Origin of the sequence: Nocardioides sp. S5, assembly GCF_017310035.1 — a bacterium.
Classification (GTDB): domain Bacteria; phylum Actinomycetota; class Actinomycetes; order Propionibacteriales; family Nocardioidaceae; genus Nocardioides.
Map to the genome: position 1 here is coordinate 317,181 of NZ_CP022296.1, position 22,227 is coordinate 339,407.

General features: G+C 72.8%; 19 protein-coding genes and 2 tRNA genes. 12 read left to right on the forward strand and 9 right to left on the reverse strand.

What is annotated here, in order from left to right; genetic code table 11:
- Positions 1 to 7: 7 nt before the first annotated feature.
- Positions 8 to 1,015 (forward strand): LuxR family transcriptional regulator, encoded by a 1,008-nt coding sequence (locus CFI00_RS01590; protein WP_207083568.1) that lies wholly within the window; start codon positions 8 to 10, stop codon positions 1,013 to 1,015.
- 156 nt (positions 1,016 to 1,171) lie between these two features.
- Here the strand turns inward: CFI00_RS01590 and CFI00_RS23800 are convergent, their stop codons facing one another.
- From CFI00_RS23800 to CFI00_RS01600, 3 genes are all read right to left on the reverse strand, one after another.
- Positions 1,172 to 1,306 (reverse strand): hypothetical protein, encoded by a 135-nt coding sequence (locus CFI00_RS23800; protein WP_277988342.1) that lies wholly within the window; start codon positions 1,304 to 1,306, stop codon positions 1,172 to 1,174.
- Between the two features lie 172 nt (positions 1,307 to 1,478).
- A tRNA-Ser gene (locus tag CFI00_RS01595) sits at positions 1,479 to 1,569 on the reverse strand.
- Positions 1,570 to 1,633: 64 nt separating this feature from the next.
- The gene (locus CFI00_RS01600) at positions 1,634 to 2,095 is read right to left on the reverse strand and encodes a hypothetical protein (RefSeq protein WP_207083569.1); all 462 of its coding nucleotides are present in this window, start codon (positions 2,093 to 2,095) and stop codon (positions 1,634 to 1,636) included.
- A gap of 100 nt (positions 2,096 to 2,195) precedes the next feature.
- Here CFI00_RS01600 and CFI00_RS01605 point away from each other — a divergent pair.
- The 3 genes from CFI00_RS01605 to CFI00_RS01615 all read left to right on the forward strand — a co-directional run bounded on the left by CFI00_RS01605 (position 2,196) and on the right by CFI00_RS01615 (position 4,648).
- Positions 2,196 to 2,280 (forward strand) — tRNA-Ser (locus CFI00_RS01605).
- A 97-nt stretch (positions 2,281 to 2,377) separates the two neighbouring features.
- Positions 2,378 to 3,256 carry a MoxR family ATPase gene (locus CFI00_RS01610; protein WP_242532630.1) on the forward strand — a complete coding sequence of 293 codons (879 nt, stop codon included), beginning with the start codon at positions 2,378 to 2,380 and terminating at the stop codon, positions 3,254 to 3,256.
- 6 nt (positions 3,257 to 3,262) lie between these two features.
- Positions 3,263 to 4,648 (forward strand): VWA domain-containing protein, encoded by a 1,386-nt coding sequence (locus CFI00_RS01615; protein ID WP_207083570.1) that lies wholly within the window; start codon positions 3,263 to 3,265, stop codon positions 4,646 to 4,648.
- 7 nt (positions 4,649 to 4,655) lie between these two features.
- On the opposite strand, the gene CFI00_RS01620 is transcribed toward CFI00_RS01615, so the two are convergent.
- Genes CFI00_RS01620 through CFI00_RS01630 form a run of 3 tightly spaced genes read right to left on the reverse strand, consistent with a single transcriptional unit; the run spans position 4,656 to position 7,342 of the window.
- Positions 4,656 to 5,978: a hypothetical protein gene (locus tag CFI00_RS01620; RefSeq protein WP_207083571.1), complete on the reverse strand. Its 1,323-nt coding sequence runs from the start codon at positions 5,976 to 5,978 to the stop codon at positions 4,656 to 4,658.
- A complete protein-coding gene (locus CFI00_RS01625; protein WP_207083572.1) occupies positions 5,971 to 6,918 on the reverse strand; it encodes a hypothetical protein in 948 nt (315 codons plus the stop codon). Before CFI00_RS01625 ends, CFI00_RS01620 begins: the two co-directional genes overlap by 8 nt.
- A gap of 1 nt (position 6,919) precedes the next feature.
- Positions 6,920 to 7,342: a hypothetical protein gene (locus CFI00_RS01630; protein WP_207083573.1), complete on the reverse strand. Its 423-nt coding sequence runs from the start codon at positions 7,340 to 7,342 to the stop codon at positions 6,920 to 6,922.
- Positions 7,343 to 7,529: 187 nt separating this feature from the next.
- Between CFI00_RS01630 and CFI00_RS01635 the strand changes: the two genes are divergently transcribed.
- A complete protein-coding gene (locus CFI00_RS01635; RefSeq protein WP_207083574.1) occupies positions 7,530 to 9,047 on the forward strand; it encodes a potassium/proton antiporter in 1,518 nt (505 codons plus the stop codon).
- Positions 9,048 to 9,056: 9 nt separating this feature from the next.
- Here CFI00_RS01635 and CFI00_RS01640 read toward each other — a convergent pair whose 3' ends face one another.
- Positions 9,057 to 9,560 carry a LytR C-terminal domain-containing protein gene (locus CFI00_RS01640; protein WP_207083575.1) on the reverse strand — a complete coding sequence of 168 codons (504 nt, stop codon included), beginning with the start codon at positions 9,558 to 9,560 and terminating at the stop codon, positions 9,057 to 9,059.
- The gene (locus tag CFI00_RS01645; RefSeq protein ID WP_207083576.1) at positions 9,560 to 9,856 is read right to left on the reverse strand and encodes a type II toxin-antitoxin system VapB family antitoxin; all 297 of its coding nucleotides are present in this window, start codon (positions 9,854 to 9,856) and stop codon (positions 9,560 to 9,562) included. The genes CFI00_RS01640 and CFI00_RS01645 overlap by 1 nt, the downstream gene beginning before the upstream one ends.
- Positions 9,857 to 9,924: 68 nt before the next feature.
- Between CFI00_RS01645 and CFI00_RS01650 the strand changes: the two genes are divergently transcribed.
- A complete protein-coding gene (locus tag CFI00_RS01650; RefSeq protein WP_207083577.1) occupies positions 9,925 to 11,517 on the forward strand; it encodes a helicase HerA-like domain-containing protein in 1,593 nt (530 codons plus the stop codon).
- A gap of 156 nt (positions 11,518 to 11,673) precedes the next feature.
- On the opposite strand, the gene eccCa is transcribed toward CFI00_RS01650, so the two are convergent.
- Complete coding sequence (gene eccCa / locus CFI00_RS01655; RefSeq protein WP_242532631.1) at positions 11,674 to 15,681, reverse strand: type VII secretion protein EccCa; 4,008 nt, start codon at positions 15,679 to 15,681, stop codon at positions 11,674 to 11,676.
- A gap of 130 nt (positions 15,682 to 15,811) precedes the next feature.
- On the opposite strand from eccCa, the gene CFI00_RS01660 reads away from it, so the two are divergent.
- The 6 genes from CFI00_RS01660 to CFI00_RS01685 all read left to right on the forward strand — a co-directional run bounded on the left by CFI00_RS01660 (position 15,812) and on the right by CFI00_RS01685 (position 22,202).
- On the forward strand, positions 15,812 to 17,179 hold the full coding sequence (locus CFI00_RS01660; protein WP_207083578.1) for a hypothetical protein: 1,368 nt from the start codon (positions 15,812 to 15,814) through the stop codon (positions 17,177 to 17,179).
- Between the two features lie 139 nt (positions 17,180 to 17,318).
- Complete coding sequence (locus CFI00_RS01665; RefSeq protein ID WP_207083579.1) at positions 17,319 to 17,630, forward strand: WXG100 family type VII secretion target; 312 nt, start codon at positions 17,319 to 17,321, stop codon at positions 17,628 to 17,630.
- Between the two features lie 33 nt (positions 17,631 to 17,663).
- Positions 17,664 to 17,954: a WXG100 family type VII secretion target gene (locus CFI00_RS01670; protein WP_207083580.1), complete on the forward strand. Its 291-nt coding sequence runs from the start codon at positions 17,664 to 17,666 to the stop codon at positions 17,952 to 17,954.
- A 192-nt stretch (positions 17,955 to 18,146) separates the two neighbouring features.
- Complete coding sequence (gene eccD / locus CFI00_RS01675; protein ID WP_207083581.1) at positions 18,147 to 19,529, forward strand: type VII secretion integral membrane protein EccD; 1,383 nt, start codon at positions 18,147 to 18,149, stop codon at positions 19,527 to 19,529.
- 16 nt (positions 19,530 to 19,545) lie between these two features.
- Positions 19,546 to 20,964 (forward strand): type VII secretion protein EccB, encoded by a 1,419-nt coding sequence (locus tag CFI00_RS01680; protein WP_207083582.1) that lies wholly within the window; start codon positions 19,546 to 19,548, stop codon positions 20,962 to 20,964.
- Complete coding sequence (locus CFI00_RS01685) at positions 20,961 to 22,202, forward strand: S8 family serine peptidase (protein WP_207083583.1); 1,242 nt, start codon at positions 20,961 to 20,963, stop codon at positions 22,200 to 22,202. The genes CFI00_RS01680 and CFI00_RS01685 overlap by 4 nt, the downstream gene beginning before the upstream one ends.
- Positions 22,203 to 22,227: the final 25 nt, after the last annotated feature.

Consider the following 22,227-nt stretch of genomic DNA (forward strand, 5'->3'; position numbering starts at 1 on the left):
GTGTGGCATGCCCTTGGGGCAGCACGAGCGCGCGATCTTCGAGGAGCAGGCCACCCCGCTCTACGAGGAGATCGTGAGCTCCGGCGGGATCACCGCCACCGACGAGCGCATCGGCCGGCGCGGCGAGCTCAAGCGAGCCTTCGAGCTCCTCGTGGAGGTCGGCCTGGTCGTCAGGAGCGACGACGAGGCCTACTGGCGCGCCGTGGACCCGGCGGCCGTCCAGGCGCGCGTGGTGGCGCCGCTGGGCCAGCAGGGCGCCGAGCTGATCGCGGAGTCCGCCCACTGGGCACAGGCCTTCAGCACCCTGTCCCACGCCTGGCGTCGCTCGCCCAGCGCCGTCGGCGGCCCCTTCGCGGAGATCCGTGGCCTCGCGACCATCGGCAACTTCCTCGCCTCCCTGGTCAGTGACGCCGAGGTCGAGCTGCTCACCGCGCAGCCGCAGGACCGCCGCGGGGTCAAGCAGCTCGGCGAGGCCGGCGCCCGCGAGATCGCCGCCCTCAAGCGCGGCGTCAAGATGCGCACCCTCTACCAGCACGCGGCCCGCCGCGGCACCGACACCCGCAAGTACGTCGCCGCGGTGACCGCCGCGGGCGCCGAGGTCCGCACCCTCGACGAGTTCTTCAACCGCCTCATCGTCGTCGACCAGCGCATCGCGATCATCCCGAGCCACGAGGGGATGAACGCCGCCATGGTGATCAGCGACCGCTCGATGGTGGGCTACCTCGTCGACATGTTCGAGCGCCACTGGGAGCGGGCGCGGCCCTTCACCAGCAGCGAGACCTCCCTGATGCGCGACATCGCCGCCGAGCAGCGCGCGATGACCATCCGGATGCTCCTGGAGGGCCGGGCCGACCCGGCGGGCGCGAAGCGCCTCGGCGTCAGCCCCCGGACGTACGCCGGCTACGTGGCGGACCTGAAGAACGAGTTCGAGGTGGAGACCCGCTTCCAGCTCGGCTACGAGATGGGCAAGCGGGGGATCTCGGGCCGGGAGACCGACGAGTCCCCGAAGAGGTAGGGACGGGCCGCGAAATGAGGCAAGGGCAGCGACCGAGGTCGCTGCCCTTGCTGCCAGGACTGGCCTGTGGGGGAGGCCTTCCGGACCAGAACTCGTGGGGGGTTGAGGGGTCCGTGTCCCGGCTCTTCACTGCGTGCCCATCATGGCACGGCTGGCTTACTTGTGAGCTGCGACCCGGCCGCCCCACGTGGTGTCGATGCCGGCGCTGGCGGCGCCCATCGGAACGACGGCGAAACCGAGTCCGAGAGCGGCCACGAGGGCTGCTGCTGCGATGCGGCGTACTGGGGTCATTGCTTTCACCTTACTCATGTCACGTTGTCACAGGGGATGACCAGACCATTCTCACCCACTGTCCGCGGTGGCGTCCCACCGAACGGACTGCAGGTCTGTGCATTGCAGGATCCTGCAAAAGAGGGAGGGCCGCGTGTCGGCCCCCTCGCGACGGAGGGGGCCGACCCCTGGGCGGAGGCGGAGGGATTTGAACCCTCGATGGGGTTTTAGCCCCAAACCCGCTTAGCAGGCGGGCGCCATAGACCGGACTAGGCGACGCCTCCATGCCCGACCAATGGTCGAGCGCACAGAAGGCTACAAGGCGCAGGGTGCCTGCGCCGAATCAGGTCAGAAGTTCCGCAGTCCCTGACCGCGCTGGAGGTGTTCGCGGAGGTCGCGGGCGAACGCCTCGCGGTCCGTCGCGAGCATCTCCACGGGGATGGTGGTCGTCCGTCCGTCGCGCAGCCGCAGCACCACCACCGGCGCTTCGAGGAGGGTCGTGGTGACCGCGTCCTCGACGTCCTTCCACCGCGCCGACGCGGCGCCGACGCCCCGCACCCACTGGACCCGGTAGCCCTCCGCGGTGAGCTTCACGACCCAGCCCTTCTCACGCCACAACCACCAGCAGGCCACCAGCGCGGCGATGGTGATCACGACGGGCACCAGCAGGAAGACCGTGTGGAGGTCGAGCACCGCGATCAGCAGCGTGCTGACGAGGATGAGCACCGCGACGGCGCACAGCACCACGCCCAGCAGGCGCGCCGTGACGGCGGGGGCGAGGCGGTGCACGGTGGCGGTGTCGGTCGTCACGCACCGATTTTCCCACGCGGCCCGCCGGGTCGTCCCCCGGGTGGTCGAGCGCCGCAGTTGGGTAGAGTCCCGCGGTGTGCGGCGTCGCGACGCCGCGCGAGGAGGGGTGCCGGAGCGGCCGATCGGAACCGCCTTGAAAGCGGTCGTAGGGAGACCTACCGCGGGTTCGAATCCCGCCCCCTCTGCTGAGTCCCTTCGCGCAGCGAAGGGACTCAGCAGAGGCCGCCTGAACCTCAGCAGAGCCCGCCTGCAACCCGAAGCCACGACGGTAGGCTGCGCCGGGTGACCTGGTTCGCCTCTCCCGCCGACGCCGCCACCCGCCTGCGCGAGGCTGGCTACCTCACCGACGACGCCACCGCGCTGACGGCGTACCTTGCGGGTGCTCTGGAGAAGCCGCTGCTCGTCGAGGGCCCGGCCGGGGTCGGCAAGACCGAGCTCGCGAAGGCGGTCGCGCGCGCGACGGGTGCGGAGCTGGTGCGGCTGCAGTGCTACGAGGGCCTCGACGAGGCACGGGCGCTCTACGAGTGGAACTACAAGAAGCAGCTGCTCCGCATCCAGGCCAGCAGCGGCCGAGGATCGAGGCAGGACAGCTGGAGCGAGACCCACGACGACATCTTCACCGAGGAGTTCCTGCTCACCCGGCCGCTGCTGAGCGCGATCCGGCGCGAGGAGCCGACGGTCCTGCTCGTCGACGAGGTCGACAAGACCGACATCGAGGTCGAGGGCCTGCTGCTGGAGGTGCTGAGCGACTTCCAGGTCACCATCCCCGAGCTCGGCACGGTCACGGCGACCCGGCGCCCCTTCGTGGTGCTGACCTCCAACGCCAGCCGCGAGCTGTCGGAGGCGGTGAAGCGCCGCTGCCTGTTCCTGCACCTCGACTACCCGGACGCCGAGCGTGAGCGGGCGATCGTCACCTCCCAGGTGCCGGGCCTCGACGACAAGGTGGCCGCGCAGCTCGTCGACGTGGTCGTGCGGCTGCGTGAGCTCGAGCTGAAGAAGGCCCCCTCGATCGCGGAGTCCGTCGACTGGGCCCGCACGCTGATCGCGCTGCAGATCGGCGACCTCGACGAGGCCACGGTCGCGCGCACCCTCGGCGTCGTGCTCAAGCACGCCTCCGACCAGCGCCGCGCGGTCAAGGAGCTCAAGCTGGCGACGGCCTGATCCGAGGTGAGCCTGCTCGACACCCACATCGGCTTCGTGGAGGCGCTGCGCGCCGCCGGGCTGTCGGTGTCCCTCGCCGAGGGGCTCGACGCGATCAGCGCGCTGGAGCAGGTCAGCTGGCACGACCGCGAGACCGTGCGGGCGGCGTACGCCGCGACGCTGGTCAAGCGCCAGCCGCAGCGGGTGACCTTCGACGCGGTCTTCGACATCTACTACCCGCGGCTCGTCGGCGACGGTGTCGCGCGCGAGCGCGACGGTGACGACGGTGACGCCCCGGGGCCGGATGCCGGTCCGCGCGACACCGGTCCGGACCTCGAGCGCTTCCGCGAGGCCCTCGCCGAGGCGCTGGTCTCCGGCGACCAGCAGGCGTTGCAGGACCTTGCAGCGGAGGCGGTCGCACGCTTCGGGGCGATGCCCGGGCGTGGCCCGGGGCTGTCGAGCTGGTCGGCGTACACCTCCCTCCAGCGGGTCTCGCCCGCCGAGCTGGTCGACCGCCTCGTGCAGGGGCTCCTCGCCGACGGCCTCGACGCCGAGCGGGCCCAGCGCACCGCGGGACGGCGCATCGGGGACTTCACGCGGATGGTGGAGGGCGACGCCCGTCGGCGCATCGCCGAGGAGAAGGGCCCCGAGCACGTCGCGGGCGTGACCGTCCGCCCGACGATCGACCGCCTCGACTTCACCGCCGCCCGGCGCAGCGACCTGGAGGAGATGCGCCGCGAGGTCTACCCCCTCGCCCGGCGCCTGGCCGCCCGGCTCACCAAGGAGCAGCACGCCCGCCGTCGCGGCCCCCTCGACGTACGCCGCACCGTGCGCGCCTCGATCGCCACCGGCGGGGTGCCGCTGACCACCCACCACCGTCCGCGGCGCCCGCACCGCACCGAGCTCGTGGTGCTGTGCGACGTCAGCGGGTCGGTCGCCAACTTCGCGCAGTTCACCCTGATGCTGGTCTTCGCGCTGCGGGAGGCCTTCAGCGGCGTGCGGGCCTTCACCTTCGTCGACGACGTGGCCGAGGTCAGCGACGTGTTCCGCCCCGGCGCCGACGTCGCCGAGGTGATGGAGTCACTGGCAGCGAGCATGTCGCAGGCCGCGATGTTCGGCCGCACCAACTACGGACGGGCATTGACCCGCTTCGCCGAGGAGCACCCCGACGCGATCGGACCGCGGTCGTCCCTGCTGGTCCTCGGCGACGGGCGCTCCAACTACAGCGACCTCGCGCTGCCGGTGCTCGCCGACCTCGCGGGGCGGGCCCGGCACGCGTGGTGGCTCAACCCCGAGCACCCGCGGCACTGGGGCACCGGCGACAGCGCGGCCGACCAGTACGGCGCGATCGTGCCGATGGTGGAGTGCCGCAACCTCGCCCAGCTCGGCGAGTTCGTGCACGAGATCGCGTGAGGGTCGTTCAGCCGGCGAGGTAGCCGAGCCCCTGCAGTCGGGAGATCTCGGCCCTGAGCTCGGGGTGCTGGGCGCTGTCGGCGGCCCGGGCGCCGGCGACGTAGACGTGGGCGCCGTCGCGGTCACCACTGTCGAAGACCACCGTGAGGCGGTTGGTCGTGCGCGCGTTGATCAGCGAGCCGAGGAGGGCGACGGGGTCGCCCCGGTCCTCCAGCGACAGCATGCGCACGGCGTCGGGGATCCGGGGCACCTGCGCCGAGGGCGCGCCGGCGGTGACGACCTGGTCGACCACGAAGCGCGAGGAGAAGAGGCTCGCCGCGATCTCGGCGGCGACGGTGCCGCCGGCGGCGGACCCGACGAGCATGACGCGCGCGTCGTCCTCGGTCACCGCCTTCTCGATCGCGCGCACGACCTGGCCGGCCGACGTGGTCGGGTCCGCGCCGACGAGTCGGAGGCGACCGGACTCCGCGCCCAGCGAGCCCGGCAGGTAGGCGATGTAGCGGCCCGTGCCCACGCGCTGGACGCTGATCCGGCGGTCCTCGGCGACCAGGTTGGCCATCAGCTCCTCGAGGGAGCGCGGTGCGCGGGCGGTGTCCGTGCCCACCTCGGGCTCGGCCTCCTCGACCTCGACGAAGGACCCCGCCGAGTCGCGGAGGGCCGACACGGCGTCGGTCGGGAACGGGTCGACGCCGATCGCTCGCAGGCCGCCGCGCGCAGCGGCCGCGCCCTGGTCGGAGGACAGCACGCCCGCGGTGAGCAGCGAGCGCATGTGGAGTCCGTCGAGCAGACCACCGCCGCCCGAGAGGTGCTCCATCAGGTCCGGGTTGCTCTCGGCGAGCTCGCTCAGGTAGGCGGTGACGCCGTCGCGGTCGAGCGTGTCGCTCTCGATCAGGCCGGCGCTGACGATCGCGCCGCCCAGCGCCACCTCGGGGGCGAGGTAGCCGATGGCGCGGCCCGCGATCGACCCGAGCGTCTTGTAGGCGGCCTGCTGGAGCTCGTCGATCCAGCGGTAGGTCAGCACCGTGGCGCGTACGACGAGCGCGTCGGCGTCGAGCTCGACCGAGCGGGTGAGCAACCCGTGCTTGCCGGTGGTGGCGGCCCGGACGTCCTCCTCGGCCTGGCCCCAGGTGGCGGGGGAGAGCGGCCCGGAGTCGACGACGTCGTCGTCGCGCAGGATCTCGGCGCCCAGGCGGGCCCGGGTGCGCATCTCGTTGCCCGAGGCGTCGAAGAGGTCGGCGAGCGCCAGCATCTGGTCGTACTTGTCGGCGGCGACGGCCGCCGAGGAGTCGTCGCCGGCGCTGTGGGTGCGGGGGATGTCGAGGTCACTCATCGGTGGGCTCCTCGCGGACCAGGACCTGCGCGAGCACGGGGGCGAGCTCGGTGGCGAGGGCGTCGGGGTCGACGCGGGCGACCGAGACGCGCGCGCCGTCGTCGTGGCGCGGGGTGAGGGAGTGCCAGCCGTCCTTGAGCAGCACCCACGAGACCACGCCCACGGCGGTGGTGGCGCGCTCGGACACCTCGGCGGCCAGGATGCGCAGCCGGCCGCGGCCCTCGGCGTGCACGGCGGAGACCGCGGCGGCCGCCTCGGCGTCACCCAGCTCCTCGCCGTCGGCGAGCACGGCACCGTCGGCATGGCCGACCAGCACCGGGACAAGGTCGGAGCGACCCGACCGCAGCGCCTCGCCGACCGAGTCGGCCAGTGCGTAGGGCACGTCGAGCCGGGTCGGCACCTGCGAGGTGGTCAGCGGCAGGTCCTCGGGCACCGCGGTCACGCGCGCGAGCTCGGTGGTCCACTGCGTGACGGGGAACCACGCCAGCTCGAAGACGATGCCGTCGCACGTGGACAGGCTCGCCACCGCGTCACCGGCCTGGCGGTGCCACGCCTTGACCTGGGTGGCGCCGGCGGCCACGTCGACGTCGAGGGCGAGGCGCGGCGTCGCGAGCAGGCCGACCGCGCCGACGACGCCCGGGTCGGCGCCCTCGTCGGTGAGCAGGCCGCGCCGTCGGAGGGTGTCGTGCGGGTCGTGGAGGGTGCCGAGCGCGTCGGCGTACGCCGAGTCCTCCGCCGAGCCGCGGCTCTGCCCCAGGCGCCCGGAGAGCGAGCCCGCGTCGGTGGCCTCCGCGGGCTGGAGGTCGAACGGGAGCGGCGCTCCGCCGGCGAGCTCGGCGACCACACGCAGCTCGGGCAGGGTGAGGGCGAGCCGCCGGGCGAGGCCGTCGAGGAAGGACGCCGGCACCGGGGGCGGGCTCGTGAGGTCGATGGTCACCATGTCAGAGGCCCGGGAGGTCGACGGCGAGCCAGTCCCGGTGACCGGCCGGAGGGGGGTCGAAGGCGAGGAGCGCGGTCTCGGCGTCGTCGGGGACCGCCGCGGGGTCGGCCCCGGCGGCGCGGGTGCGGGCGTCCTCGACGAGCGAGGTCGCCTTGTGCGCGCGGGTCTCGATCGCCTCCTTGAGGGAGTCGACCTCGACGAGGTGGCGGGCGAGAGAGTCGGCCGCGGTCTCGTGGTGGGCGGCGGCCGTGCGGAGGTGGTTGGCGCGGTCCTTGATGCGCTCGCGCATCGCGTCGGCGGCCTTGCCGTGCCACGGCACGGCCTCGGCCTGCGACACGAGGCGCTGGGCGAGGGCCCGGATGTCACCGCTCTGCTCGCGCAGCTGCGCGACGCGCTTGCGGCCCGCAGCGGAGTCGCCGTACATCGATCACACCCTTTCGTCGGTGGACGACTACCCGAGAGGCGGCCTGCCCAAACGTTCCCACGTGGACGAGGGAGCATTCTTCCACCGCGCGAGGGCACTGGGACGCGGCCCGTCGGACCCGCTCCGCCCGATAGGATCGGGTGCAGGCCCGACCCGCCTCCCGCCGCCCGCCGTGACAGAGGTGTGCATGACCTTCGACGTCCACCAGCTCGACCTGTTCGTGCTGGTCGGCGCGGTCGTGACGCTGGCGGCGATCCTCGCGGTGCGGGTCTCGGCCGGGGCCGGTCTGCCGTCACTGCTGATCTACCTCCTGATCGGTGTCGTGCTGGGCGAGGGCGGTCCCTTCGGGATCCCCTTCGACGACGCCCAGCTCGCGCACGCGCTGGGGTTCGGGGCGCTGGCGGTGATCCTGGCCGAGGGTGGGCTCACCACCGACTGGCGACAGGTGCGCCCGAGCATCCGGCTCGGTCTGTCACTGGCGACGGTCGGGGTCGCGGTGTCGGTCGCTGTCGTGGCCGCCGGAACCCACTACCTCCTCGGCCTGCCGTGGGAGCTGGCCATCCTGCTCGGCGCGATCTGCTCGCCCACCGACGCCGCGGCGGTGTTCTCGGTCCTCCGGGCGCTGCCGCTGCCCAAGCGTCTGACCGGCGCGCTCGAGGCGGAGTCGGGTCTCAACGACGCACCGACCGTCGTGCTCGTGGGGATCATCTCCACGGGCGCCGTCGGCGAGGCAGGGTTGGCCGAGACGGCGGGCATCATCGTCTTCGAGCTCATCGCCGGCGGGCTCGTGGGAGTGGCCTGCGGTGTCGCGGGCGCGTGGCTCATGCGGCGGGTGGCGCTGCCGTCCTCCGGCCTCTACCCGCTGGCCGTGCTGTGCCTGGCGTTCACGGCGTACGGCGCCTCGTCCGCGCTGCACGCCTCCGGCTTCGCCGCGATCTACGTCGCCGCCCTCATCCTGGGCAACAGCGAGCTCCCGCACCGCGTCGCGACCCGCTCCTTCGCCGAGGGCGTCGCCTGGCTCGCCCAGATCGGCCTCTTCGTGATGCTGGGCCTGCTGCTCTCGCCCTCGCGCATCGACCTCGACACGGTCTTCCAGGCCCTCGTCACCGGGCTCGTGCTCACGCTGGTCGCGAGACCCCTGTCGGTGTTCGTCAGCAGCATCGCGCAGCCGATGGCCCCGCGCGACCTGGCCTTCATCTCCTGGGCCGGGCTGCGCGGTGCGGTGCCGATCGTGCTGGCCACCATCCCGCTCTCCGAAGGCGTCGACGGTGCCGACGACCTCTTCGACATCGTCTTCGTGATGGTCGTGGTCTACACGCTGCTCACCGGCCCGACCCTGCCGTGGGTGGCGCGCCGGCTGCGGATCGCGCGGCGCTCCGAGCCGCGCGGCCTCGACGTCGAGGCCGCCCCGCTCGACCGGGTGGACGCCGACCTGCTCCAGGTCACCATCGCGCCCACGTCGAAGATGCACGGTGTCGAGGTCGGGGAGCTGCGGCTGCCGCAGGGGGCCTCGGTCTCGCTGGTGATCCGCGGGGGCAACGTGCTGGTGCCGGAGCTGCGTACGGTCCTGCGCCACGGCGACGACCTCGTGGTCGTCACGCCCCGGAAGCTGCGCGAGGCGACCGAGGCGCGGATGCGGCAGGTCTCGGCGAACGGGCGGCTCGCGCAGTGGATCGGTGACCCCTCGCGGCGCGAGCGCGACTGAGGTCGGGGTCTACTCCGAGCCGGTGGCCCGGCAGTAGGTCGCGTCGGCCTTGGCGACGACGGACTCGACCTGCTTCTTGCGCAGCGACTTGAACTCCTCGCCGACCACGACGACGACGCCCGGGCCCAGCGCCTCACCCTGCACGACCTGGGCTCCCCTGAACTGCCGCTTGACGAGCAGGACCGCCGGGTTCTTCGGCTCGGCCGCCCAGATCTGGGTGGTGGCGGCGGGGAGCGGGGAGTCGCCGACGTCGCCCTCGACGAAGCCGCGCTCCGCGAGCTGGGCGCTGGTCGCTCCGGCCAGGCCGCTGCGGCCGCTGCCGTTGAAGACGCTGACCACGACCTGGTCGCGGCGCACCTCCGAACCGGCGGTGACTGCGGTGTCCTCGCAGATGGCGACCGGCTCCTCCCGCGGGAGCGGCTCGGTGAGCGCGGCCCAGCCCCACACCGCGGCGACGACCACCAGCAGCGTCAGCACGCCGAGGGTGAGCGCGGACTTCACGGCACCCGTCATCAGCCATCCGCCAGGTGGACGCGAGCGTGCAGCACGCTGCGCTGCTGGAGCGCCGCGCGCAGGGCGCGGTGCAGGCCGTCCTCGAGGTAGAGGTCGCCCTGCCACTGCACGACGTGGGCGAAGAGGTCACCGTAGAACGTGGAGTCCTCGTCGAGCAGGGTGTCGAGCCGCAGGGTGTCCTTGGTGGTCACCAGCTCGTCGAGGCGCACCTGGCGCGGGGGCAGGTCGGCCCAGCCGCGCGAGTCGAGCCCGTGGTCGGGGTAGGGCCGGCCGTCGCCCACCCGCTTGAAGATCACGCCGGTGATCATAACGACGCCCCGCTCGAGCCCCACCCCGCTCCGTCCGGCGCGGCTAGGCTCGCGCCATGAGTGAGACTCCCGAGGCAGCGCCGCAGGCTCCCGTCGACCCGATCTCGGCCGCCGTCGCGCCGGGCTACGACTTCGAGGGCCCGGCACTCGAGCTCGGCGGCCTGATGCTCGACGCGGAGACCCTCGCCGACGTGCCGATCCGGATCCCGCTCGCGATGCTCAACCGGCACGGCCTGGTGGCCGGGGCGACCGGCACCGGCAAGACGAAGACCCTCCAGCTGCTGGCCGAGCAGCTCAGCGCCCACGGCGTGCCGGTCTTCGCCGCCGACATCAAGGGCGACCTGTCCGGGCTCAGCCAGCCGGGCGAGAGCAGCGAGAAGCTCACCGCGCGTACGGCAAGCGTGGGCCAGCAGTGGACGGCGACGGGCTTCCCGACCGAGTTCTACGCCATCGGCGGCCAGGGCGTCGGCGTACCCGTGCGGGTCACGATGAGTGCCTTCGGCCCGACCCTCCTGGCCAAGGTGCTCGGCCTCAACGAGACGCAGGAGTCCTCCCTCGGGCTCGTCTTCTACTACTGCGACTCCCACGGCCTGCCGCTGCTCGACCTCGCCGACCTGCGCGCGGTCCTGCAGTACCTCACCGGCGACCCGGCCGGGAAGGCCGAGCTCAAGACCATCGGCGGGCTCTCTCCGCAGACCGCCGGCGTGATCCTGCGCGAGCTGGTCTCCTTCGAGGCCCAGGGCGCCGACGTGTTCTTCGGCGAGCCGGAGTTCGAGACCAAGGAGTTCCTGCGCACCACCGACGACGGTCGCGGTGTCATCAGCCTGCTCGAGCTGCCGAACCTCCAGGACCGGCCCGCGGTCTTCTCGACCTTCCTGATGTGGCTGCTCGCCGACCTCTTCCACGACCTCCCCGAGGAGGGCGACCTCGACCAGCCCAAGCTGGTCTTCTTCTTCGACGAGGCGCACCTGCTCTTCAACGACGCCTCCGACGCCTTCCTCGACCAGATCGCCCAGACGGTGCGGCTGATCCGGTCGAAGGGGGTCGGTGTCTTCTTCGTGACGCAGTCGCCGACCGACGTCCCCGACGAGGTGCTCGCCCAGCTCGGCTCCCGCGTGCAGCACCAGCTCCGGGCGCACACGCCCAACGACGCGAAGGCCCTGAAGGCGACCGTCAACACCTATCCCAACAGCGCCTACGACGACCTCGGCGAGGTCATCACCTCGCTCGGCATCGGCGAGGCCGTCGTGACCGTCATGAACGAGCGCGGCGCCCCGACGCCGGTCGCCTGGACGCGGCTGCGCGCGCCCGAGTCGCTGATGGACGCCGCCGAGACCTCCGCGATGGAGGCTGCGGTGGCGGCCTCCCCCCTCGCCCCGAAGTACGCCGAGGCGATCGACCGCGAGTCCGCGCGCGAGCTGCTCGCCAAGAAGCTCGAGGAGGGCGCGCGCAAGGCGGCCGAGGACGCCCGCGTGGAGGAGATGGCTCGCGAGCAGCGCAACGAGCGGGTGACCAAGAAGTCCTCGAAGCCTGCGCCGGAGGAGGACTCCATGGTGGAGAGCGTCGTGAAGTCGCCGGTGTTCAAGGACTTCATGCGCACAGCCGCGCGCGAGATCGCGCGGGGGATGTTCGGCTCCGGTCGCCGCTGAGGCTGGCGTCGGCGCGGCTGCCCCGGGCGTGCGTCAGACGAACCCGCACTCATCCGTTCGCTTGGGTATGACGCTTCCCAGGGGCCGGGCCGCCATCGTCATACGCACATGCACCCATGGGTGCGCCTTCGTATGACGCACAGGCGAGGGCGGGTCTCACATCGTCGGGTCGAGCCAGGCCAGCTGGGTCGTCTGCGTGCCGCCGTCGCGGGTGACGACGCGCGCGCGGCCCTCGGGCGCGGGCTGCGGTCGCAGGTTGCCGATCAGCACGCCCTCGTCGCGCGGTCCGGAGAGCATCACGCCCGGCATCGCGAGGTCGCGGAGCGACTGGATGACCGGCTCGTAGAGCGCGCGGGACGCACCGCCCGTACGCCGTGCCACCACCACGTGGAGGCCGACGTCTCGGGCCTGCGCCATCAGCGGCTGCAGCGAGGAGACGGGCGAGGACTGCTGGGTCGCGACGAGGTCGTAGTCGTCGACGACCACGAAGACCTCCGCGCCGGTCCACCACGACCGGCTGCGCAGCTGGTCGGGCGTCACGTCGGGACCGGGGATGCGCCCCTCGAGATAGCTCGCGATGTCCTTCAGCGTCGGCGTGGCCTGGGTCGCGGAGGTGAGGTAGTTGAGCAGGTACTCGTCGGGGACCTCGCCGAGCAGCGAGCGCCGGTAGTCGACGAGGACGATCTGCGCCTCCTTGGGCGTGCGCGTGCGCATGACCTCGTGGACGTACGCCCGCAGCAGCGCGCTCTTGCCCGACTGGCCGTCGCCGAAGATCAGCATGTGCGGCTCGGCGTCGACGTCGAGGCCGACCGGGGCGAGCTCCTTCTCGTTGATGCCGAGCAGGATCTGGCGCTCGGGCAGCTGGCGGCGCACCGCGTCCTCACGGATCGCCTCCAGCGTGACCCTCTCGGGCAGCAGGCGCAGCTTGGGGCCCTCGGGGCCCTTCCACGCGGCGGCCATCTTGTCGATCAGGTCGTCGACGCCGTCGCCGAGCGTGTCGGCGCTGCCGTCGCCGTCGATGCGCGGCAGCGCACCGAGGAAGTGCAGCTTCGACGGCACCAGGCCGCGGCCGGGACGACCGACGGGCACGAGCGCGGCGACCTTGCGGTCGACCTCCGAGTCGAGCGGGTCGCCGAGGCGCAGCTCGAGCTTGGAGCCGAAGACGTCGCGCATCGCGGCGCGGTAGTCGGCCCAGCGGGTGGAGGCGGTGACGATGTGGAGGCCGAAGGTCAGGCCGCGGGCGGCCAGCTGCTGGATCTCCATCTCGAGGTCGTCGAACTCCGCGCGCAGCGTGCTCCAGCCGTCGATGACGAGGAAGACGTCGCCCCAGCCGTCGTCGACGCGACCCTGGGCGCGACGCGAGCGGTAGGTCTCGATGGAGTCGATGCCATTGGTGCGGAAGTAGGCCTCGCGGCGGTCGACGATGCCCTCGACCTCGGCCATCACACGGCGTACGACGTCGGGCTCGGAGCGCGTCGCGACGCCCGAGACGTGCGGCAGGCGGGTCAGCGGCGCGAACGTGCCGCCGCCGAAGTCGAGCACGAAGAACTGCGACTCCATCGGGGTGGTCACCAGCGCCATGCTCGTGACGATGCTGCGCAGCAGCGTGCTCTTGCCCGAGCGTGGCCCCCCGACGACGGCGACGTGGCCGGCGGCGCCGGTGAGGTTCAGCGTCATCGTGTCGCGGCGCTGCTCACGGGGACGGTCGACGGTGCCGAGCGGGATCACCAGGCCGGGGACGTCGCGCCACTGGGGTGAGGTCAGGCCCAGGTCGGGGTGCTCGACGAGGTCGGGCATGAGCTCGTCGAGGGTGTCGGGCACGTCGAGCGGCGGCAGCCACACCTGGTGCGCCTCGGGGCCCTTGCCGATCATCCGGGTCACGGCGATGTCGAGCAGCGAGGGCTGCTCGCCCTGCCCCTGCTGCGGCTGCGGCGTGGCGACGTCGGCGTCGTCGTCGGCGACCGGCTCGAGCGCCTGCACCTCGGAGATCGTGAAGGGCAGGATCCCGCGGATGGCGCCGCCCTCGTCGCGGGTGACGCGGGTGCGGCTCGACGGCGGCCCCGAGACGTACGCCGCCTTGAACCGCAGCAGCGTGGACTGGTCGGGCTTGAGGTAGCCCAGGCCCGGGACGGCCGGGAGCTCGTAGGCGTCGGGCACGCCGAGGACCGCGCGGGACTCGCCGGCGGAGAAGGTGCGCAGGCCGACGCGGTAGGACAGGTGCGACTCCAGGCCGCGCAGGCGACCCTCCTCGAGGCGCTGCGAGGCGAGCAGCAGGTGCAGGCCGAGCGAGCGGCCGAGACGGCCGATGGCGACGAAGAGGTCGATGAACTCGGGCTTGGCCGAGAGCATCTCGGAGAACTCGTCGACGACGATGAACAGCGACGGCATCGGCTCGAGCGGCTCGCCGTTGGCGCGGGCCTTCTCGTAGTCGCGGACCGAGGCGTAGTTGCCGGCGTCGCGCAGCAGCTCCTGGCGACGCGTCATCTCGCCGGAGAGCGCGTCCTGCATGCGGTCGACGAGGGTGAGCTCGTTGGCGAGGTTGGTGATGACGGCTGAGACGTGCGGCATGTCGGCCATGCCGGCGAAGGTCGCGCCGCCCTTGAAGTCGACGAGCACGAGGTTGAGCTGCTCCGAGGAGTGCGTCATCACCAGCCCGAGCACCAGCGTGCGCAGGAACTCCGACTTGCCGGACCCGGTCGCGCCGATCACCAGGCCGTGCGGGCCCATGCCCTGCTGGGCGGACTCCTTGATGTCGAGGTGGATCAGGCCGCCGGAGTCGCCGATGCCGATCGGCACCCGCAGCCGGTCGCGGGCCGGTCGCGGCCGCCACGCGGTGGCGGGGTCGTAGGCGAAGATGTCGCCGAGCCCGAGCAGGTCCATGTGGTCGGGGGTCGTGGAGGTGATGTCGACGGCGCCGCCGGCCGAGGACGACTCGGCGCTCGCGGTCTTCAGCGGCGCGATGCGACGGGCGTACGCCTCCGCGGTGGCGATGTCGCACTGGTCGGCCAGCGCCCGCACGGGCTCGCCGCGCAGCCGCAGCGCGCTGACCGGGCGCTTGCCGAGCTCGTCGGGGCCGTCGGCGAACTCCAGCCGCAGCCGCGTCGAGTCCTCGAGCTCGTCCCAGCGGCTCGGCAGGTCGAGCAGCGTCACGCCGTGCAGGCCGTCGGGCGGCACGATGTGGTTGCCGGGCGGCAGGTGGCCGCCGTCGATGACCAGCAGGATGTGGGGCGTCGCGGCCCGCTCGTCGGCGCCGAAGCGGGGCCGGTCGCTGAGGTCGGGGGGCAGCAGGTTGCCGAGGTCGTCGAGGGACGTCGAGACCAGGCGCATCGGCCCGACCGCGTCGGCCTCGCGGGTGCTCTGGGCGTGGGGGAGCCACTTGACCCAGTCCCAGTGCGTGAGGTTCTGCTCCGAGCTGAGCACCGCGACGATCAGCTGGTCGGGGTTCTGGAAGGCGGTCGCCGAGCAGATCATCGCCCGGGCGGTCGAGCGGACCTCCTCGGCGTCGCCGCACAGCTCGATGCGGTCGAAGGCGCGCAGGTCGATCGAGGCCGGCAGGTTGGGCTGGAGCCGGTGCACCACCAGCAGGCGGTGGAGCGCGGACGCGGCAGCCGGGTCGACCTGGTCGACGGGTGCGCTCTCCGGCGGCACCAGCTCCAGCGACAACGGCTGCGAGCACAGGCCGTAGCGGACGTGGAGGAAGTTGTCGTCGGAGGCGGTGTGCTCCCACAGCCGGGTGCGGTCCTCGGCCAGGGCCGGCAGCGCGGACGGCTCGGGGTGGTGCCAGTTGAGCGCGCGGCGCTGCTGGTCGGCCGCCTCGCGGGCCACCTTGCGGATGTTGCCGAGGTAGCGGAGGTACTCGGTGCGCGAACCGGTGACCTGCTGTGCGCGCTGCTTCCGCTGCCGGTCGATCTGCACGATGATGAAGCCGAGCGTGGCGAAGAGGAACATGCCGGCGGCGAGGAAGCTGCGGGTGCGGTTGCCGCCGCCGCCCATCGTGGCGACGAGCACGATCGAGCCGAGGCTGCCGAGCATCGGGATGGCGTTCATCAGCACGCCGCCGGCGCCCTCGCCCTCCTGCAGCTCCGGCGGGGGCTGGAGCACGATCTGACCGCCCGGCATCTCGGGCTCGTCGAGCCTCTGGCCGCCCCGCAGTGTCGTGCTCACGCGTCCCCCGTTGCCTCACCCGTTGAAGTCGCGACGATGATAGGTGTGCTCCGGCACGGGCGCGACTACCCTGCTGCCGAGAAGCGCCCGCCCGATGCACGAGAAGGGGGATTTCGTGTCGGACGTTGCGATGCCCAGCTCTGCTGACGCGACCATCGCCGTGAGCATCCACGGCCCTGCCGGGGTGCTGGACCTCGTCGTGCCTGCCGGAGCCACGTCCGTCGACGTCGCGCGCGAGTACGCCAGGCAGGCGGAGGCCGCCGGCGTCGTCTCCGGGATCCCGCTGCTGCAGACCGCGCTCGGGGAGCGGCTCAACGCGGCAGTGCCGCTGGCCGAGGTCGGGGTGCAGTCCGGCGACGTGCTGGTCGCGACGACCGGCGTGCACCGCCCCCGCAAGGCCACGCTGCTCGAGGCGGCCAAGAACGCACCCGAGAGCCCGGCCCTGGCGTCGATGATCGCCAGCGTCGCGTCCCTCGTGGCCGCCCTCGCCGGGTGGTACGCCGCCCGCGCCGGGGAGGACGCCGTCCGCACCGTCACGGTGGGGATCCTGCTCGTGTGTGCGCTCGTGGGCGCGCTGCCGGTCGGCCGGCACACCCGCCAGCGCGCGGCGGCCGCACCCGCCTTCGCTGCGGCCGCCGCCTTCGCGGCCCTCTACGAGCCGGGCCTGCACCTGCTGCCCGCGATCCTCGGCGCGGCCGGTATCGCGGCCGCGGTGGTGGCCGGCATCGGCCGGGCGCTGTCGGTCGACGGCGGCGACGAGATCGGCACGGTGTGGATCGTCTCTGGGCTCACCGTCTTCGCCTGCTGCGCGCTGCCGGCGCTGATGGGCTGGGACGCCCGCGTCGCCTGGACGCTGCTGGTCTTCGGCTCGATGATGGCGGCGCGGTTCGCGCCGTCGCTGGCCATCGACGTCCCCGACGAGGCGTTGCTCGACCTCGACCGGCTCGCCGTCACGGCCTGGTCGGCGCGCGACTCCCAGCGCACGGGCCGACGGGGCCGCATCGTGGTGGCCGCCGACGCGATGGAGCGCCTGGTCCACCGGGCCTCGCGGATCGTCACCGGCGCCTCGGCGGCGATCCTCGTCACGGTCGTGGTCGCCAGCCCGCTGCTGCTGCGCAGCGCCACCATCGACCTCGACCGCATCGGCGCCCGCTGCCTGGTGTTCTTCGCCGGCTGCTCGCTGCTGCTCGCCGCGCGCTCCTACCGCCACGCCGCCGCGCGGGCGCTGCTGCGCCTGGCCGGGCTCGGCGCGCTGGTCTCCCTGGCGGTGCACCTCGTCGCAGGACCCGGCGCCTCCCACCTCGACACCTTCTTCTACGTCGCGGTCGCGCTCGGGGCGATCGCGCTCGCCGCGGCCATCGCGACGGGACGCGGCTGGCGCTCGGTCTGGTGGTCGCGTCGGGCCGAGGTCGCGGAGTCGCTGTGCGGCAGCCTCGCCTTCGCCTCGGCGGTCGTCGCGGCCGGCGTCTTCCGGCGCCTGTGGGAAATGACGTCCTGATGTTTAGCCCGAATCCGGTCGGGTAGATGCACGTCAGCGCGGGGGGCCGGGACGTCTCCCCGAGCACCGGATCACCACCAGTGGATCACCAACACACAGAAACTCGGTCGGTTCGACCGCCGAGGGAGAAGGATCTTTCATGAGCGAGATGTACGGCCAGACAGAGAAGGCCCTCTCCAAGGGCGCCGACTTCGTCGACCAGGCCCGCGGTGACGTCAAGAACAAGTGCGGCGTGCTCTCCGGCAACATCCAGACGATGATGGGTGGATGGGGCGGCCAGGGCGCCACCGCGTTCAACAACCTCATGATCGCGTGGGACCAGAAGCAGGAGACGATCCTCAAGGCCCTCGACCAGCTCTCCGCGTCGATGAAGGAGACCGAGCGCGACAACGTCTCGACCGACGAGAGCCAGTCCGCCACCCACGCCAACCTCCAGGGCCGCCTCGGCTGACGCCGAGCCCCTCACAGACTTAGGAGATCGATGATGAGCTTCGACGGAATCAAGGTCCAGCACGGGTCGCTCGACGCCGGTGCCGCCGACGTCATGAAGGCCGCCAAGGACATCGAGGCGCGCCTCGACCAGCTCGAGAACGAGCTGAACCCCCTCAAGTCGGACTGGAACGGTAACGCCAAGATGGCGTACGACCAGGCCAAGGCGAAGTGGGACCAGGCGATGACCGAGATGACCCTGCTGCTCCAGCAGGCCAGCCAGGGCGTCGACGCGTCCAACGCCGAGTACAAGGCGGCCGACGCCCGGGGCGCCAACCGCTTCTGAGCGCCTCGCACCACGCCTGATCCGAGGCCGGTCGTCCCCACGGGGACGACCGGCCTCGCGCCGTCTTCTGCCCGGCTCCGGCACGTCGGGCCGGAGCCGTCGGCCGCCGCCAGGGGGAATTCGCCTAGGCTGCACTCCGTTCGGTGCCCGGCCGCGTCGGCGCACGTGAAGCACAACCAGGGGGAAACACCAATGAGTCAGGGGTCCTCGGTCGCCTCGGGCCTGGTCCGGGTGACCATCGCATCGGGGTCCCGGCGCGTCGATCTGGTGCTGCCGGGTTCGATCCCCGTCGCCGAGCTGGTGCCCGAGCTCGCCCGCTCGGTGGGCCTGCTCGACGCCTCCACCGTCTACGGCGGCTACCGCCTGGTGACCCAGGAGGGCCGGATCCTGGTCAACAACGCCGGCCTCACGATGCAGGGCATCGAGGACGGCGGCCTGCTGACGGTCACCGCCGGCGTCGACGACAGGGCGCCGCGCGTCTACGACGACGTGGTCGAGGCGATGGCCGACGTGGTGGAGAACGAGCTCCAGCCGTGGGAGCCTTCGGCCGGACGGCGTACGGCGCTGGGCGCGGGCAGCATCCTGCTCGGCCTCGGCGCGCTCGCGCTGCTGCTGCGGGGCGAGAGCCTGCTCGGCGGCGTCGCCGCGGCGGTGATCGCCGGCCTCCTCGTCGTGGGCGGCATCGTCCTGGCCCGGGCCCAGGAGGAGCCCGAGGCCGGCGTGGTCGTCTCCCTCCTCGCCGCCCTGTACGCCGGCGTGGCCGGCCTCCTGCTCGCCCCCGGCGAGCTGCCGGGCTGGGAGTGGCCCCTCGCCGACACCTTCTTCTCCGACCCGCTGCTCTTCGCCGGGCTCGGCGTCCTCGCCGCCGGTCTGGTCGCCGTCGTCGGCTTGCAGGACGGCCGTCCGCTGGTCATCCCGGCCATCGTGGTGGGCGCGGTGCTGGTCGCCAGCTCGGTGCTGATCCGGGTCGCCTCGCTCGAGCCCGACGTCGTCTTCACCGTGCTCCTGACGCTCGTGGTGCTCGCGGGGAGCATCTTCCCGTGGCTCGCGCTCGGGGTCACCGGCACCAAGGTCGACCAGCTCTACTCGCTGCACGACATCACTGCCGACCCCGAGGAGATCGACCCCGACGAGGTGGCGGGCGACGCCCGCGTCGGGCACGAGATCCTGCTGGCCGTCTCTGCGACGGTCGGCACCCTGCTGGTCCTCTTCGCGCCGTTCGCGGTGGGCCGCGGCGCCTACGGCACGGTGCTGGCGGCCGTGTGCTGCCTGGCCGTCATGTTCCGCACCCGCCAGTACCGCACCGGCGCCGAGGTCCTCGCCGGCCTCACGTCCGGGATCCTGGGCCTGGTGTCGGTGGCGGTGTCGATGCTGCTCATCCACGACGGCTGGCGCGCCGGTGCGGCCATCGGGCTCGCCGGTGTCGGCGCCGTCCTGCTGGCGCTGACCCTGGTGCCGGCCTCGCCGTCGGTGCGGCGCGGCCGGATGGGCGACGTGGTCGAGATGGTGACCCTGCTCGCGCTGCTCCCGCTGATGGTGCTCGCGGCGGGCTTCGTCGCCGCTGTGGCGGGCTGAGGCGGGCTGGGAACAGATGGCCACCAAGAAGGACCTCGTCGAGGCCCACGCCTTCAGCCGCCGCCGCCTGGTCACCGCGTTCGTCTCCGGCGCCCCGGGCGGCCGTGAGGTCGAGCCGGTGCGTCCCGGCCGGGTGCTCATCGGCGGCGTCGCGCTGTCGGTGCTGCTGCTCGCCGGTGCTGCGATCGCGGGCTTCCTGCTCGGCCGCCCGCCGGCCCAGTGGCTCGACGAGGGCAGCTTCATCATCTCCAAGGACACCGGCGAGCAGTACGTCGTGCTGCGCGGCGGCGACGACCCGCTGCTCCAGCGCGTCCCCAACTACGTCTCGGCGCAGCTGCTGCTCGAGGACGCCGAGCTGACGCCCTACACCGTGCGCGACAAGTACATCCGCACCGTGCAGCTCGGCGAGGACCTCGGCATCGAGGGTGCCCCGGCGGGTCTGCCGTCGGCGGGCGAGCTGGTGGACGACGGCTGGACCGCGTGCACCGGCTCCGAGGTCGGCATCAAGGTCGCCGTCCAGCAGACCCCGACGGTCGAGGACCTCACCGGCTCGGCGTTCCTGGTGTCCCACGAGGGCGAGCAGTGGCTCATCGCCACGGCGCCGGCGGTGGGCAACCAGCAGGAGCGCGCCTACCGCTTCCCGATGCCGGCCAACCAGACCTCCGCCTCCACCGTCGGCAACCGCATCGGCTTCGGCGCCACCCCCGTCGAGGTCGACGTCGACTGGCTCAACCTCTTCCCCGAGCGCGACGCGCTGGAGGAGGACGCCTTCGGCGTCACGCAGCGCGGTGAGCAGGTGCCCTACGGCGACAGCCGCACCGACCTCTCCCGCTACCGCATCGGCGACCTGCTGCTCGCTGACACCGGGCGGTACTACCTGCTCGGCGACGAGGCTCCGGAGGAGCTCTCGCCGTTCGCCGGCATGGTCTACGACGTCGTCGGCCGCGCCGCCACCCCGGTCAGCGAGGACCTCGTCGCCTCGTTCGGGTCCACGAAGTACCCCGCCGAGTGGCCGACCGCGCTCCCCGTCGCGGTGCGCGAAGGCGCGCTGTGCGGCGTCCTGCACCCCGCAGAGGGCGCCGACCCGGCCGTCAGCCTGGCGACCAACCCGACCGGTGCGGCCGACCCGAGCGAGGTCTCGTCGGGGCGCCACGAGGTCGACGTCGCGCCCAGCGCGGGGGCCTACGTCCAGTCCGGCTCCGAGGCCGCGGCCGACGCCGGCACTCCCTACGTCATCGACACCAAGGGCGAGAAGTACGCCCTCCTCGGTTCGCAGGTGCCGGACTTCATCGGCTACGCCGAGGTCGACCCGCCGCTCGTGCCCAGCACCTGGCTGGAGTTCTTCGAGCCCGGCGTGCCGTTGTCGACCAACCGGGCCCGACGGCTGCCCGACAACGCGGCGCCCGCCGCCGCGGAAGAGGACAGCGGCTCGTGAGCCGCGCACGACTGCGTACGACGCTGGCGGCCGGTCTGGTCGCCGCGGGGGTCGTGCCGCTGTGGGCGACCCCTGCCTCCGCGGAGCACGACGCGCCGTGCTCGGTCGGTGAGGTGCCGGGCTCGGAGCAGCTCGCCGACACGCACAGCAGGGACAACCCGGCCTTCGAGCGGATGCACGTCGAGCAGGCGCAGGAGCTCGCCACCGGTCGCGGCGTGAAGGTCGCGGTCATCGACAGCGGCGTCATGCCGCTGCCGGGCATCGACCGCCCGACGGCCGTCGCGGTCGGCGGAGCGTCTGCGACGGGCATCCTGTCCGGCCACGGCACGATCGTCGCGGGCCTGATCGCCGGTCCGCGCGGCGTCGCCCCCGACGCGCAGGTCTTCGACTACAAGGTCTACGACACCGAGGTCGCCGACATCGCCGAAGGGGAGAAGCAGGTGACGTCGGCCGGGATCGTCGCCGGCATCGAGGCCGTCATCGCCGACCACCGCACGCAGCAGTTCGACGTCGTCAACATCTCCCTCGCCGTGAACCAGTCGGACCCGAGGCTCGAGGCCGCGGTCGCGCGGCTCGTCGAGCTGCCGCTCGTCGTGGTGGCCGCGGCCGGCAACGCCGAGGAGGGCGACGGCTCCGACGACGAGTCCTTCAAGGGCACGCCGGGCAACGACGCCGACGTCTACCCCGCCGACTACCCCGGCGTGCTGGCCGTGAGCGCGGTCCCGCCGGGCTTCGAGGACCCGGGCACCTACGTCCTGCCCAACCTCGACACCGACGTCGCCGCGCCCACGCTCGGCGCGATCTCGCTCAACGCGTCCGGGCAGGCGTGCGACGTCGTGGAGGTCGCGACGTCGTGGTCGGCGGCGGAGGTCAGCGGCATCATCGCGCTGCTGCGCGAGCGCTTCCCCCGCGAGACCCCGCAGCAGCTCGTCGCCCGCCTGCAGGCCACCACCGAGGGCGACGGCCCGGTGCAGGGCGAGGACGGTGCGGTCGCGAACCCGTGGACCGGAGCCGGTGTGGTGCAGGCCCACGACGCGCTCACCCGCGAGCTGAAGCCCGGACGGCAGGGAAGGATCGAGACGACCGTCGCCGAGACCCGCACCGACGCCCAGGCGCCTCCCGCGCCCGAGCGCATCGACCTGTTCAGCACCCCGCGCGCGATCCTGCTGTGGTCGGGCCTGGTCGCCGGATCGCTCCTGGCGCTGGCGTTCATGCTGCGCCCGCTGCTGCGCCGCTGACGTTTGAGCCACGTTCCCCCGCCCC

What these genes read in the sequence shown, in the direction of transcription:
- CFI00_RS01625 (WP_207083572.1), bottom strand. Translation starts at nt 6,918, where the DNA reads ATGGTGACCATCGACCTCACGAGCCCGCCCCCGGTGCCGGCGTCCTTC.
- CFI00_RS01660 (WP_207083578.1), top strand. Translation starts at nt 15,812, where the DNA reads ATGCCCAGCTCTGCTGACGCGACCATCGCCGTGAGCATCCACGGCCCT.
- CFI00_RS01650 (WP_207083577.1), top strand. Translation starts at nt 9,925, where the DNA reads ATGAGTGAGACTCCCGAGGCAGCGCCGCAGGCTCCCGTCGACCCGATC.
- CFI00_RS01630 (WP_207083573.1), bottom strand. Translation starts at nt 7,342, where the DNA reads ATGTACGGCGACTCCGCTGCGGGCCGCAAGCGCGTCGCGCAGCTGCGC.
- eccD (WP_207083581.1), top strand. Translation starts at nt 18,147, where the DNA reads ATGAGTCAGGGGTCCTCGGTCGCCTCGGGCCTGGTCCGGGTGACCATC.
- CFI00_RS01680 (WP_207083582.1), top strand. Translation starts at nt 19,546, where the DNA reads ATGGCCACCAAGAAGGACCTCGTCGAGGCCCACGCCTTCAGCCGCCGC.
- CFI00_RS23800 (WP_277988342.1), bottom strand. Translation starts at nt 1,306, where the DNA reads ATGACCCCAGTACGCCGCATCGCAGCAGCAGCCCTCGTGGCCGCTCTC.
- CFI00_RS01665 (WP_207083579.1), top strand. Translation starts at nt 17,319, where the DNA reads ATGAGCGAGATGTACGGCCAGACAGAGAAGGCCCTCTCCAAGGGCGCC.
- CFI00_RS01670 (WP_207083580.1), top strand. Translation starts at nt 17,664, where the DNA reads ATGAGCTTCGACGGAATCAAGGTCCAGCACGGGTCGCTCGACGCCGGT.
- CFI00_RS01635 (WP_207083574.1), top strand. Translation starts at nt 7,530, where the DNA reads ATGACCTTCGACGTCCACCAGCTCGACCTGTTCGTGCTGGTCGGCGCG.
- CFI00_RS01640 (WP_207083575.1), bottom strand. Translation starts at nt 9,560, where the DNA reads ATGACGGGTGCCGTGAAGTCCGCGCTCACCCTCGGCGTGCTGACGCTG.
- CFI00_RS01590 (WP_207083568.1), top strand. Translation starts at nt 8, where the DNA reads ATGCCCTTGGGGCAGCACGAGCGCGCGATCTTCGAGGAGCAGGCCACC.
- CFI00_RS01620 (WP_207083571.1), bottom strand. Translation starts at nt 5,978, where the DNA reads ATGAGTGACCTCGACATCCCCCGCACCCACAGCGCCGGCGACGACTCC.